Annotated in this window: 7 protein-coding genes and 1 pseudogene; 5 read left to right on the top strand and 3 right to left on the bottom strand. The window is 70.6% G+C overall.

The window, feature by feature from the left end; translation table 11 throughout:
• Positions 1–6: 6 nt before the first annotated feature.
• Together ACLGIH_RS33640 and ACLGIH_RS33635 are read right to left on the bottom strand one after the other, a co-directional pair.
• Positions 7–1,830 carry a glycoside hydrolase family 35 protein gene (locus ACLGIH_RS33640; protein WP_416529037.1) on the bottom strand — a complete coding sequence of 608 codons (1,824 nt, stop codon included), beginning with the start codon at positions 1,828–1,830 and terminating at the stop codon, positions 7–9.
• Positions 1,831–1,851: 21 nt separating this feature from the next.
• Positions 1,852–2,910, bottom strand: a complete 1,059-nt coding sequence (locus ACLGIH_RS33635; RefSeq protein ID WP_416529036.1) for a substrate-binding domain-containing protein — start codon at positions 2,908–2,910, stop codon at positions 1,852–1,854.
• Positions 2,911–3,174: 264 nt separating this feature from the next.
• Between ACLGIH_RS33635 and ACLGIH_RS33630 the strand changes: the two are divergent.
• The 3 genes and pseudogenes from ACLGIH_RS33630 to ACLGIH_RS33615 form a co-directional block, all read left to right on the top strand.
• A pseudogene (locus tag ACLGIH_RS33630) lies at positions 3,175–5,359 on the top strand (polysaccharide lyase 8 family protein); the annotation flags it as partial.
• A gap of 241 nt (positions 5,360–5,600) precedes the next feature.
• Positions 5,601–7,700, top strand: coding sequence for a cellulase family glycosylhydrolase (locus ACLGIH_RS33620; RefSeq protein ID WP_416529556.1), 2,100 nt, complete (start codon positions 5,601–5,603; stop codon positions 7,698–7,700).
• Between the two features lie 93 nt (positions 7,701–7,793).
• Positions 7,794–9,182, top strand: coding sequence for a cellulase family glycosylhydrolase (locus ACLGIH_RS33615; RefSeq protein WP_416529034.1), 1,389 nt, complete (start codon positions 7,794–7,796; stop codon positions 9,180–9,182).
• Positions 9,183–9,753: 571 nt separating this feature from the next.
• Here the strand turns inward: ACLGIH_RS33615 and ACLGIH_RS33610 are convergent.
• Positions 9,754–10,779, bottom strand: a complete 1,026-nt coding sequence (locus ACLGIH_RS33610) for a LacI family DNA-binding transcriptional regulator (protein WP_416529033.1) — start codon at positions 10,777–10,779, stop codon at positions 9,754–9,756.
• Between the two features lie 398 nt (positions 10,780–11,177).
• Here ACLGIH_RS33610 and ACLGIH_RS33605 point away from each other — a divergent pair, with 398 nt between their 5' ends.
• Both ACLGIH_RS33605 and ACLGIH_RS33600 read left to right on the top strand, forming a co-directional pair.
• A complete protein-coding gene (locus ACLGIH_RS33605) occupies positions 11,178–11,849 on the top strand; it encodes a lytic polysaccharide monooxygenase auxiliary activity family 9 protein (protein ID WP_416529032.1) in 672 nt (223 codons plus the stop codon).
• A gap of 234 nt (positions 11,850–12,083) precedes the next feature.
• On the top strand, positions 12,084–13,643 hold the full coding sequence (locus tag ACLGIH_RS33600) for a PQQ-dependent sugar dehydrogenase (RefSeq protein WP_416529031.1): 1,560 nt from the start codon (positions 12,084–12,086) through the stop codon (positions 13,641–13,643).
• The last annotated feature ends 49 nt before the right edge of the window (positions 13,644–13,692 follow it).

Raw genomic sequence — 13,692 nt, 5'->3', positions numbered from 1 at the left:
CCCCGGTCAGCCGAGGTCGGCGGCCCCCCGCAGCTCCACGAACGGCCGCCCGCCGTCGGCGTCACCGTCGCCGTCGCGCACCCCGTCCAGTTCCAGGACGACGATCTCGTTGCGCCCGGCGCGCAGCAGCGGCCACGGCAGGTACAGGGTCCGCTGCGGGCCCCGCTCCTCCCAGTACCGCCCCAGGCAGAAGCCGTTGACCCAGACGTAGCCCTTGCGCAGCCCGGGCAGGGCGAGGTACCCGTCGGCCGGTTCGGCGACCTCCAGGAAGCCGCGGTGAAACACCGGCCCGGGCCCCGCGGTCGCCGTCCCCCACGGCAGTCCGTCGGGCGTGCCGTGTCCCAGCTCCACCGCCCGGGCCGTCCAGCCGTGCAGCGTCTGGCGGGCGTGCAGGACGCGCCGCACGCCCTTGCGGTCGCCGATCCCGGTGCCGTAGTTGATCCGGCCCATCGACTCGACGAGCACTTCCAGCCGCGCTGACGGGCCGGGCACGGCGACGGCGTCCAGGGTCTCGGCGCGGTCCCGTTCCAGTACGCCGACGGGCTCGCCGTCGAGGAGGACGTGCGCGCGGTCGGCGAGCCCCCGCACGCTCAGCGGGTGCGGGCAGCGCGGGCCGGGGATCCGCGTCCCGTACAGCACCAGCCCGTGCCCGATGCCCAGTTCCTCGAAGGACGGCGGCAGCGGGGCCGTCACCTCCTCGCCCGCCAGCATGTCCAGGACGTCGAGGAGCCGTACCGACCCGGTCAGCTCCAGCCGGGACGGCGGCAGCAGCGGGGCGGGCGGCGGCGGCTCGGGCAGCGGCCCGTCGGCGTACCGCCGCAGCACCTCGCGGAAGGCGCGGAACTTCTCCGTCACACCGCCGCGTTCGTCGATCGGGGCGTCGTAGTCGTACGAGGTCACCGTCGGCAGATAGCCCTCCCCGGTGACGTGGTCGTCCGTGTTGGCCCCGGCCCAGGTGGAGAAGTTCGTCCCGCCGTGCGCCATGTAGATGTTGACCGAGGCCCCGGCCGCCAGGATCTCCGCGAGTGTCGCCGCCGCGTCCCCGGGGTCGCGCACGACGTGTTCCGTGCCCCAGTGGTCGAACCAGCCGCACCAGAACTCCATGCACATGGGCGGGTCGCCGGGCCGCAGCCGCGCCAGGTCCGCGAACGCCTCCCGCGCGCGGCTGCCGAAGTTCACGGTCGCCAGGTGGCCGGGGAGCGTGCCGCCGGTCAGGAAGAAGTCGTCGGGGCCGTCCGAGGTGAACAGCGGCACGTCGATGCCGCGCGCCCGCAGCCCGGCGGCCAGGTGCTCCAGATGGCCGGTGTCGGTGCCGTAGGAGCCGTACTCGTTCTCCACCTGCACCATCAGCACATTGCCGCCGCGAGTGACCTGGTGCGCGGCGATCACCGGGACCAGACGGTCGAACCAGCGGTCCACGTGGCGTTCGTACGCCGCGTCCCGGCAGCGCAGCGCCCGCACCTCGGGGTCGGCGAGCAGCCACCACGGCAGGCCGCCGTTCTCCCACTCGGCGCAGATGTACGGGGAGGGCCGGACGATCGCGTGCAGCCCGGCCTCACGGGTGGCGCGCAGGAAGCGGTCGAGGTCCGCGAGGCCGGTGAAGTCGTAGTGGCCCGGGCGTGGCTCGTGCAGGTTCCACGGGACGTACGTCTCCACGGTGTCGAGCCCCATGGCGCGCAGCATCCGCAGCCGGTGCGGCCACTGCTCGGGCAGGACGCGGAAGTAGTGCAGGGCACCGGAGAGCAGGCGCAGGGGGCGGCCGTCGAGGGAGAAACCCTCGGGGATACGCGGAACATGAGGGGTCTCCGTCGGTACGGGTGCGGCGCGCACCGCAGGTCAGGTCAGGTCAGGTCAGGAGCTGGACGCGCGCACGTGCAGCTCCGGCAGGATCGCCAGGCGGTGGCGGGCCCGGCCGGGGTCGGTGATCCGTTCCGCCAGCAGGCCGACCGCGGCGGCGCCGACGGCGTGCTTGGGCGGGGCGACCGCGGTGAGGGGGATGTCGGCGAGCGAGGCGACCTCGTCGTCGTACGCCACGAGCGCGAGGTCGCCGGGGACGTCGATGCCGTGCGTCCGCAGCCGCTGGAGCAGCACGAGCGCGTCGTGGTCGTTGTGGACGAGCGCGGCGTCCAGCCGGCCGTCGGCCACGGCGCCGGTGAACTCGCCCAGCACACGCTCCCGTCCGGCGGCGTCACCGGCCGGCGGGGGCAGCCGCAGCGGCGACGGCTCCGGCTCTCGCAGCCCGGCCGCCGCCAGGCCGCCGCGGTAGCCCTCCAGCACCGGCGCGCCGTGCGGGCTGTCGTCGCGCAGCAGCAGCGTGATGCGCCGGTGCCCGGCCTCGGCCAGGTGGCGTACGGCGAGCCGGGCGCCGTACACATGGTCGGTGACCACGTGCTCGGCGCCGGGCAGTTCGTCCCCGGGGCGGCGCTCGACCAGGACGTACGGCACGCCGAGCGCGGTGAGCCAGGACTCGCCGGCCCCGCCGCACGGGGTGATCAGCAGGCCGTCGATGCCGTCGGCGAGCATCCGCCGGGCCTGCTCCCGCTCCTGGCCGTGGTCGTACTGGGAGATGCCGAGGACGAGCCGGACGCCCCGCTCGGCTGCGGCCTCCCGGGCGCCCTTGATCACTTCCGGGTAGTAGTAGTCGGCGGCCGGCACGATCAGCCCGACGACCAGCTCACGGGCGGGGGTCCGGACGGCCGGGGCGCCGTCCGGCACCGCCGCCGTGGGGCCGTCCGGCAGGAGCGCCCCGCCGTGCACCCGGGTGACCAGCCCCCGCTCGGCGAGGGCCTCCACGTCCCGACGGATCGTGACCGGAGAGACCTGCAACTCCTCGGCGAACTCCGTGACCCGCAGGGAGCCGTGCTCCCGGAGCCTGCGCAGGATCGCCTGGTGCCTCTCTTCGGCATGCATGTGTCCCGGTCTCCCTCTGCCTCGTCCGAACGGACGTCTCACCGCCCGGCGATCGTATATGAACGTTTCTGCGCGAACAATCAGTTCCGTGGGACTGTGTGTGATTCATTGCCGGTCTCTGCACGCTCGTGTTAGAAACCGCTCGCCCCTCGTGGTTTCCCGGGTGCGACGACGCACCCCTTCCCCCGGAGGTTCCTTTCGCATGCCCTCCGCGACACCCGCGGCCCACCCGGCCGCTCCCCTCCCCTCCTCTCCCGCAGGGCCCTGCTGCGCGCCGCCGCGGCCCTGGCCGGCTCCGCCTCGGCGGTCGCGTCCACCGCCTCCCCCGTCCGCGCCGCCGACGCCCACGACACCCTCCGGCTGCGCTGGCGCGACCTGCTGCTGGGCACCGGCTTCACGCCCACCGCCGAGCCGTACGCCGGCCGGCTCGCCGCCCTCGGCGCCACCGCCCGCGACCTGCGCGCCACCATGACACGCGCGGACGGCTCCCTCTGGCCCGACCTGCCCTACGCCGACCCCGAACCGGACACCGACGCCGAGTCCTACACCTACTCCGGCAACCTCGGCACCAGCTTCAACCGGCTGCGCACCCTCGCCGAGGCCCACGCCCAGCCCGGCACCGGCCTCACCGGCGACCCCGGCCTGCGCGCCGACATCCTCGCCGGCCTCGACCACCTCCACGACCAGGCGTACCACGCGGGCCGGACCCGCTACGGCAACTGGTACAACTGGCAGATCGGCATCCCGCAGGCGCTGCTCGACATCGACGTCCTGCTGTACGACCACCTCGGCGCCGCCCGAGTCGGCGAACACTGCGCCGCCGTCGACCACTTCGTCCCCGACAGCGCGGTCGCCTCCTACACCGGCACCTCCACCGGCGCCAACCGCGTCGACCTGTGCCGCGTCCTCGCCCTGCGCGGCGTCCTCGGCAAGAACCCCGCCAAGCTCACCCTGGCCCGCGACGCGCTCTCCCCCGTCTTCCCGTACGTCACCCAGGGCGACGGCCTCCACCCCGACGGCAGCTTCCTCCAGCACACCCACGTTCCCTACGCCGGGTCGTACGGGGCGGTCATGCTCGGCGGGCTCTCCCTGCTCTTCGCCCTGCTGAAGGGCTCCGCCTGGGAGGTCACCGACACCCGTCGGCAGATCGTCCTCGACTCGGTCGAGAAGGCGTACGCGCCCTTCCTCTTCAACGGCCTGGCGATGGACGGCGTCTCGGGGCGCGCGATCAGCCGCGGGGTGCAGAAGTCCGACACCCGCCGGATCCACCAGGACGACCACCTGCGCGGTCACGGCATCATCGCCTGCGTCGCACTGCCCGCACAGAGCGCCTCGGCCGCCGAGAAGGCGCGCTGGGACGCCATGGTCAAGGGATGGATCGCCCGCGACTACTACCGCCCGGTCCTCTCCAGCCCCTCGCTCGGCGTCGCCCAGCTCGCCCGGCTGAAGGCCGTCGCCGACAGCGCCGCACCGGCGAGCCCCGAGCCGTCCGGGCACCGCCTCTTCCCCGGCATGGACCGGGCCGTGCACCGCCGCCCCGGCTGGGCCGCCGCCGTCTCCATGGCCTCGCACCGCATCACGCACTACGAGAACGGCAACGGCGAGAACCTGCGTGGCTGGCACACCGGTTCCGGAATGCTCTACTGGTGGGGCGACGACTTCGCCAACGGGCAGTACAGCGACGACTTCTGGCCCACCGTCGACCCGTACCGGCTGCCCGGCACCACCGCCTCCCGCAAGCGCCCGCGGACGGAGAGGGCGGCACCTGGGGCGCGCCCCGCCCCGACGTCCGCTGGGTGGGCGGCGCGACCGACGGGACGTACGCCGCCGTCGGCCAGTACCTCAAGGGTCTGTCGTCCACGCTCCTCGCCAAGAAGTCGTGGTTCTTCCTCGACGACGCGGTGGTCTGCCTCGGCGCGGGCATCCACGGCCGGGACGGCACGGGCGTCGAGTCGGTCGTCGACAACCGCAACCTGGGCGCCGCGGCGTCCACGGCTTCACCGTCGACGGCGCGGCGCAGTCCGCGACCCCCGGCTGGAGCGCCACCCTCACCGACGCGCGCTGGGCCCACCTCGCCGGACACGCCGGGTACGTCTTCCCCGGCGGGGCGACGGTGAAGGCACTGCGCGAGGCCCGTACCGGCGCCTGGTCGGACATCAACAAGGGCGCCGTCACCGACCCGGTCATCCGCCGCTACCTGACCCTGTGGTTCGACCACGGCACGGACCCGACCTGGGCGACGTACGCGTACGTCCTGATGCCGGGCGCGACCGCGGAACGGACGGCCGCCCGCGCCGCCGACACCGGCTGGCTCACCGTGCTCGCCAACAGCAACGACCAGCAGGGGGTGCGCGTCCCCTCGCTGGGCTTCACCGGCGTCAACTTCTGGTTCGGCGGAACCGTGGGCGACCTCACCGCGAACGCCCCCGCCTCCGTCATGATCCGCCAGTGTTCCTCCCGGCCGTCACCAGCCGCCCCTGCCGCTCGTCTCAAAGCGGCAGCCACACCCCACGCTCCGGCGCGAGTCGGCCGCTTTGGTTCAAAAGGTTGACAGCCCTCAAGGCGCCTGGCTTCATGAACAGCGCGCAATTTTGGGAGCGCTCCCAACGCTGTTCCGTGCTTCTTGTTCTGGCCATGCGACAGAAAGGGACATCGTGGGACTGTCATCAAGACGCGGCCGCAGCCGGCCATTGCGGCGCATCCAGGCGGTACTCGCTGCGGCGCTGACCACAGGACTACTGTTCGCGAGCGGCCCAGCGCTGGGGGCAGAGGAGCGCCCGGCTCCCGCGCGCAGCGAGGCGGCCGTCGCCGCACCCGGCGACGACTGGCTGCACACCAAGGGCAACAAGATCGTTGACGCGAACGGCGACGAGGTCTGGCTCACCGGCACCAACTGGTTCGGCTTCAACGCCGGCGAACGGGTCTTCCACGGACTGTGGTCCGGCAACATCACCGACATCACCAAGTCGATGGCATCCAGGGGCATCAACATCGTCCGGGTGCCCATCTCCACCCAGCTCCTCCTGGAGTGGAAGGACGGCAAGGCCGCCGTCCCGAGCGGCGTCAACGCCTATGCTAACCCCGAGATCGCGGGCAAGACCTCCCTGGAGGTCTTCGACCACTGGCTCGCCCTGTGCGAGCGGTACGGCATCAAGGTCATGCTGGACGTACACAGCGCCGAGGCCGACAACTCCGGCCATATCTACCCGGTGTGGTGGAAGGGCACCATCACCTCCGAGGACTTCTACACCGCCTGGGAGTGGGTGACCGCCCGCTACAAGAACGACGACACCGTCGTAGCCATGGACGTCAAGAACGAGCCGCACGGCACGGCGAGCACCTCCCCGCGCGCCAAGTGGGACGGTTCGACGGACCAGGACAACTTCAAGCACGTGTGCGAGACCGCCGGCAAGCGGATGCTCGCCATCAACCCCAACCTGCTGGTGCTCTGCGAGGGCATCGAGATCTATCCCAAGGCCGGTGCGAGCTGGACCTCCACCACTCCCACCGACTACCACTCGAACTGGTGGGGCGGCAACCTGCGTGGCGTCCGCGACCATCCCGTGGACCTCGGCGCGCACAACGACCAGCTCGTGTACTCCCCGCACGACTACGGGCCGCTGGTCCACCAGCAGCCCTGGTTCACCGGCGACTGGAACCGCACCACGCTCGAGCGCGACGTCTGGGACCCCAACTGGCTCTACCTGCACAAGGAGAACAAAGCCCCGCTCCTGATCGGCGAGTGGGGAGGCTTCCTCGACGGCGGCCCGAACCAGAAGTGGATGACCGCACTGCGGGACCTCATCGTCGAGCACCGGATTCACCAGACGTTCTGGTGCCTCAACCCCAACTCCGGTGACACCGGCGGCCTGTTGCTCGGCGACTGGAAGTCCTGGGACGAGGAGAAATACGCTCTGCTCAAGCCGGCGCTGTGGCAGCACGGCGGCAAGTTCGTCAGCCTCGACCACGAGGTTCCCCTGGGCGGCGCCGGCAGCACCACCGGCATCAGCCTGAGCGACGTGTACGACGGGCCGACGGACCCCGAGGACACCCAGGCGCCCACCGCCCCCACCGGCCTGGCCAGTACCGCCAAGACTTCCACCAGCGTTGCGCTGTCCTGGACGGCGTCGACCGACAACACCCGGGTGAGCGGGTATGACGTCTATCGGGGAACGACCAAGGTGAACGCGGCGCCGGTGACCGGCACGACCTACACCGACACGGGGCTCTCGCCCTCCACGGCGTACAGCTACACCGTGCGGGCCCGGGACGCGGCAGGTAACGTCTCCGCTCCCTCGGCGGCGCTGAACGTGACCACGCAGTCCTCTGACACCTCGTCCGGGGCCGTGAAGGTGCGGTACAAGAACAACGACGGCTCCGCGACGGACAACGCCATCCGGCCCTCGCTCCAGGTCGTGAACACCGGCAGCTCCACCGTGAAACTCGACGCCATCGCGCTGCGCTACTACTTCACCCGCGACGGATCGGCCTCCGTGAGCGCCTGGTGCGACTACGCGGCCGTGGGCTGCGCGCAGGTCAAGCTGCGGGTCGTGCCGCTGGCGACACCCGTCTCGGGCGCGGACGCCTATCTGGAGGTGAGCTTCACGGGCGGCTCGCTGGCCGCCGGCGCCAACAGCGGTGACATCCAGTTGAGGATGAGCAAGGCGGACTGGTCGAACTTCAACGAAGCGAACGACTACAGCCGTACGACCTCGACGACGTACACCGATGCACCGGCCGTTCCCGCATACACCGGCACGACCCTGGCCTGGGGCACGCCCCCGGCCTGACCCGCCACACATCGAACAGGGCGGAACATATCCCCGCCCTGTTTTGGGAGCGCTCCCAATTCAAGCTCTATCGGCAGACAAGGAGAAAGAGCTGTGAAACGTCTACTGGCCTTACTGGCGACCTGCGCGATGGTCCTGGGCCTCACCGTTCTCGTCAGCCCACCGGCGGCGGCCGCCACGGGCTGCAAGGTCGATTACACGATCACGAACCAGTGGTCGGGTGGTTTCCAGGCCGGGGTGAAGGTCACCAACCTGGGTGACCCCGTCAGTGGCTGGACCCTGAAGTGGACCTGGGCCGACGGCGGGCAGAAGGTGAACCAGGGCTGGAACGGCACCTGGTCGCAGTCCGGCTCCGCGGTCAGCGTCACCAACGCCGACTGGAACCGCACCCTGGCCACCGGCGGCTCCGCCGACCTGGGCTTCACGGGTACGTTCACGGGCGCCAATCCGAAGCCCGCCGCCTTCACGCTCAACGGCGTGGCCTGCACCGGCACCATCGGCGGCGAGGAGCCCCCGCCGGACCCGGACCCCGAGCCGCCCACCGGCACCCCGGTCGGCATCAACGGGCAGCTCAAGGTGTGCGGCGTGTACCTGTGCAACCAGTACAACCGCCCCATCCAGCTGCGCGGCATGAGCACGCACGGCATTCAGTGGTTCAGCAAGTGCTACAACAACGCCTCCCTGGACGCGCTGGCCAAGGACTGGAAGTCGGACCTGTTCCGCATCGCCATGTACGTGCAGGAGGGCGGCTACGAGACCGACCCGGCGGGCTTCACCAGCCGGGTGAACAGCCTCGTCGACATGGCCGAGGCACGCGGCATGTACGCCATGATCGACTTCCACACCCTGACGCCGGGCGACCCGAACTTCAACCTCGAGCGGGCCAAGACGTTCTTCGCGTCCGTCGCCGCCCGCAACGCCGACAAGAAGAACGTGATCTACGAGATCGCCAACGAGCCCAACGGCGTGAGCTGGGCGACCATCAAGAGCTACGCCGAGCAGGTCATCCCGGTCATCCGCGCTGCCGACCCGGACGCCGTCATCATCGTCGGCACCCGCGGCTGGTCCTCGCTGGGCGTCTCGGACGGCTCCAACGAGACGGAGATCATCAACAACCCGGTCAACGCCACCAACATCATGTACGCGTTTCACTTCTACGCCGCCAGCCACAAGGACAACTACCGTGCCACGGTGAGCCGTGCGGCCACGAAACTGCCGTTGTTCGTCACCGAGTTCGGGACGGTTACCTACACCGGCGGGGGCGCGGTCGACCGCGCCAGCTCCGTGGCCTGGCTGGACCTACTGGACCAGTTGAAGATCGGCTACGCCAACTGGACCTACTCCGACGCCAATGAGGGCAGCGCCGCGTTCAAACCCGGCACCTGCAATGGCACCGACTACAGCAGCGCCGGTGTGCTCACGGAATCGGGGGCGCTGCTCAAGAGCCGCATCAGTACCCCCGACGCCTTCCCCACCAGCTGACTCCCTCGGGGGCTCCAGCCTTGTGCTGGAGCCCCCGCTTACTGCAGGGGGAGAACGCCATGCTCTGCGAGGTAAGCCCTGCTGTGCGGAGACCGAGGTGCGGACGCGCTCGCCCGGTTTCCCCACGCCGACGCGTGGCCGCGGTTGCGCTGCCGGTCTGGATCAGGTCCACCTACACGCCCACCGGCAGGCCGCCGTCGGTCACGCTGGACTGGGAACGGCGCGCGCGATACGGGGCCATCGCAGGGACCGCTCCACCCTCGGGCTCGGTCGCGGACGCTCCCGGACGAGTCAACCGGCGGATCACTCCTGCACGACACGGCCGACGTGACGAAACACGTCACGTTCAAGTACGGCCACGGCAAGGCGGTCGAACGCAACGCCTGCTCGTCATCGCCGCAGTCAGGGGCTCCACGCCCGGGGCGCTGGGAGCGCTCCCGGACGGCGTCGGTGAGGGGCCAACCCGAGGAATGGGACGGCAAGTCGACGCACAGCGTCACGGCGGGCGCGGAGACCGGCCCGGCGGGCCGGGGCCGACAGGCGCCACGTGTGGTGAAGTGGGGCGAGCGGGTCAGGCGGAGCCGCGGAGCACCAATTCTGTGCGCAGGCTGACATGCCGCCAGGCCACCCCCGAATCCTCCATCTCCTCTAGAAGCAGCCGCACCATGGTCCGGCCGATCTCCTGGAGCGGTTGGCGCACTGTCGTCAATGTGGGCTCCGTACGCTGCGCCAGGAGGAAGTCGTCGAATCCGACCACGGCGACGTCCTGCGGTACTCGGCGATCCGCCGCGCGCAGGGCGTTCAGCGCTCCGGCGGCCATGCTGTCCGATGCGGCGAACACGGCGTCGATCCCCGGGTCCCGCGCGATGAGCTCCGCCATCGCCGCGCGGCCGCTCTCCTCGGTGAAGTCTCCTTCGGCGACCCAGGACGGTTTCGCGTCGAGGCCCGCGCGCCCCAGCGCCTCGCGGTAGCCGCGCAACCGGCACTGGGCGACGTACATGTCGAGCGGCCCGGTGATGGTCGCGACCGCGCTGCGGCCGCTGTTCAGCAGATGGGTGACCGCGCTTCGGGCGCCCCCGGCGTTGTCCGCGTCCACGTAGGTGATGCTCTCGTCGGCCGAGCGACGGCCCAGCATCACGGTGGGCACGCCCGCGTCCGCGAGCATGTCGGGCAGTGGGTCGTTGGCGTGCACGGACATCAACAGCACGCCGTCCACCCGGCCGCCACGCGCGTACTCGACGAAACGCTTTCGCTCCTGGTCCATGCGCACCTGGGTGAGCAGCAGTTGCATCGTGGTGTCGGTCAACGCTTCCCCGACGGAACGAATGGTCTCCGAGAAGAACGGCTCCGCGAATTTCCGCCAGTCGGGCTCCGTCATCACCAGAGCGATCGCGTCCGTACGGCGCCCGGCCAGCGACCGGGCCGCCAGGTTGGGTACGTACCCCAGCTCGGCGATGGCATGCTGCACGACGCGGCGCGTCGACTCCTTCACTCCTGCCACGTTGTTGATCACGCGGGAGACAGTGCCCCGCCCCACACCGGCGAGCGCGGCCACCTCCTCCAAGGTCGGCCCCGCGCCGGGGCGCTGCTTGCCCATGAACTTCTCCCCCCACCCACAAGAAGCCCAATATTAGGGCCATGGCCGTCCGTGATCGACCGGCTCCGGCCTGCTGATACGCACCTGGCGCACGTCCGGGACGCCAGGCACCCCGTCGGGATGGGAGGGACGGCCGTCGGGATGGGAGGGCCGGCCGGGCACGGTGGATCGCGAGGGCGCGCGCAGTGGACCAGGACCGCCGCTCCTGCCGCAGGGCATCGCGACGGGCGTCGACTCCCGCTCTGCAGGGGAAGGTTCGCGCCACCTGGCGCGGAAGTGGCGCAAATGAACGTTGCCGCTTCGTCTCATGACACTCAATCTGGAGTTTATGGGAGCGCTCCCAATCGCTTCATCCCCACGCCGAGACCCGGCATCCCCCCATGGGAAAGAAGGAGACCGTGACTTGTCATGATCACAGCAGTCTGGTGCGGCGCCGTTCGACGCTCGTTCTGAGCCTCCTCGCGGCGATGCTCCTCAGCCTGCTCCCCTGGAGCGGCACCGCCGTGGCCCACGGCTCGGTCGTCGACCCCGCGACCCGTAACTACAGCTGCTGGCAACGATGGGGCAGCAACCACATGGATCCGTCCATGGCCCAGCAAGACCCCATGTGCTGGCAGGCGTGGCAGGCCAACCCCAACGCCATGTGGAACTGGAACGGTCTGTACCGCAACGGATCCGGCGGCAACTTCCAGGCAGCAGTCCCCGACGGCCAGCTGTGCAGCGGCGGCCGCACCGAGGGGGGGCGCTACAACTCCCTGGACGCCGTGGGTGCTTGGAAGACCACGGATATCGCCAGCAACTTCACCGTGAAGCTGTACGACCAGGCCAGCCACGGCGCGGACTATTTCCTGGTCTACGTCAGCCGGCAGGGCTTCGACCCGACCACCCAGCCGCTGCGCTGGAGCGACCTCCAGCTGGTGGCCCGCACCGGCAGTTACGGGCCCAGTCAGAACTACTCGATCCCGGTCAGTACGTCCGGGTACAGCGGTCGCCACATCGTCTACACGATCTGGCAGGCGTCGCACATGGACCAGACGTACTTCCTGTGCAGCGACGTGAACTTCCGCTGAGCCGGCGCCCATGAGCTGTCCCGCCGGACGAGCCCGCGTCCGGCGGGACACCGCTCTCCGCCCTACCACGGTGCTCGGACACACCCACGCGCCGCCCGAACATCAGGGCCGCCTGACCGGCCCCGAGGGGTGGCGTTCGCCGCCATGTGCGCGTCTTACGGGATACGCCACCGGGCCGCGTCCCCCGTATGCGAACACCACCACCTGACGAGCGTTTTGATACCTGGAGCCGACATGCCAAGACGCCGCTGGACCGGACCGCTCCTGCTGGCCCTCCTGTTCACCACCCTCACCCCGCTGTCCGCCGCCGCGTCGGCCCCGCCCGCGTCGGCCCCGCCCGCGTCGGCGGACACCGTGCGTGCCCGCACGGCGGCGGACCCCTCGGCCGTCCCCCTGCCGTCGCTGAAGGCGACCACCACCCAGGTCGCCTCCGGCCTGCGGCGGCCCATCGCCCTCGTCGCCCCCGACGACGGCACGGACCGGTTGCTCATCGCCGAGAAGTCGGGCACCGTTCGCGTCTACCACCCGGGCACCGGTCTGGCCCGGGACCCGCTCATCGACATCAGGTCCGCCGTGGACGAATCGGGCAACGAACGCGGCCTGCTCGGCATAGCCGTCCCGCCGGACTTCGCCGACAGCCGCCACCTGTACCTGGTGTACACGGCGCTGCCCGACGGCGCGGTCACGCTCGCCCGATACCGGCTCGACGACTCCCGCTTGGAACCCCTGCTCTCCCAGCCACACGCCGAGTACAGCAACCACAACGGCGGCCAGATCGCGTTCGGCCCCGACGGCAACCTGTACTGGAGCATCGGCGACGGAGGCGGCTCCGCCGACCCGTTGCGCGCCGGGCAGCGCCTGGACACCCTCCTCGGCAAGATCATGCGCATCGACGTCAGCCGCAGCTGCGGTCAACTCGGCTACTGCGTGCCCAGTGCCAATCCCTTCGTGGACACCCCCGGCGCCCGTGACGAGATCTGGCTGTACGGGCTGCGCAACGCGTGGAAGTTCTCCTTCGACGACGCCGACGGCTCGATGTGGATCGGGGACGTCGGACAGGGCCGATGGGAAGAGGTCAACCACCTCCCGGCCGGTCAGGGTGGGCTGAACCTCGGCTGGTCCTGCTACGAGGGTCTGGAGAAGTTCCGAGGAGGCCACTGCGTACCCGGCGAGCAGCACACCGAACCAGTCTTCACCTACTCCCCGTACACCGGCGGCTGCTCGATCATCGGCGGTCACGTCTACCGGGGCCAGAAGTACGCCGGCCTCGTCGGCGGCACGTACATCGCCACCGACTACTGCTCGTCCACGGTCTGGGCGCTGCGCCCCGACGGTGAAGGCGGCTACGAGCAGGCAGAGATCGGGGAGATGCCCACCCAGGTGACGTCGATCGGCGTGACCGTCGACGGAGAGTTCTACGTCGTCAACGACCTGCCCGGCGGCCTGCACCGCGTGTCGTTCGCGCGGGAGGAACCCACCTGCCGGGTGGATCGCACCGTGCGGACCTGGGGGACCGGCACGACCGTCGACCTGACGATCACCAACACCGGCAGCACCCCGGTGAACGGCTGGACGTTGAAGTTCCCTTTGGCTCTCGGCCAGACCGTCACCTCCGACTGGAACACCGACCTGACGCAGGGAAGCAACACGATCACGGCCGGCAACGCCTCGCACAACGCCACGATCGCACCCGGCGCACACGTCACCCTTGGCTACCTCGCCGGCCACACCGGTGACTCCTCGCCGCCGCCGCGGTTCACGCTCAACGGGGACGCCTGCGCAATCGGCCGCTGAACGGTCCGCACCGGGGCCCGCCGTGCCGTCAACGGCGGGCCCATCCGCC

This window comes from Streptomyces hamibioticus (genome assembly GCF_047946815.1).
Lineage (GTDB): Bacteria > Actinomycetota > Actinomycetes > Streptomycetales > Streptomycetaceae > Streptomyces.
This window is presented reverse-complemented; position numbering and strand designations above follow the sequence as displayed.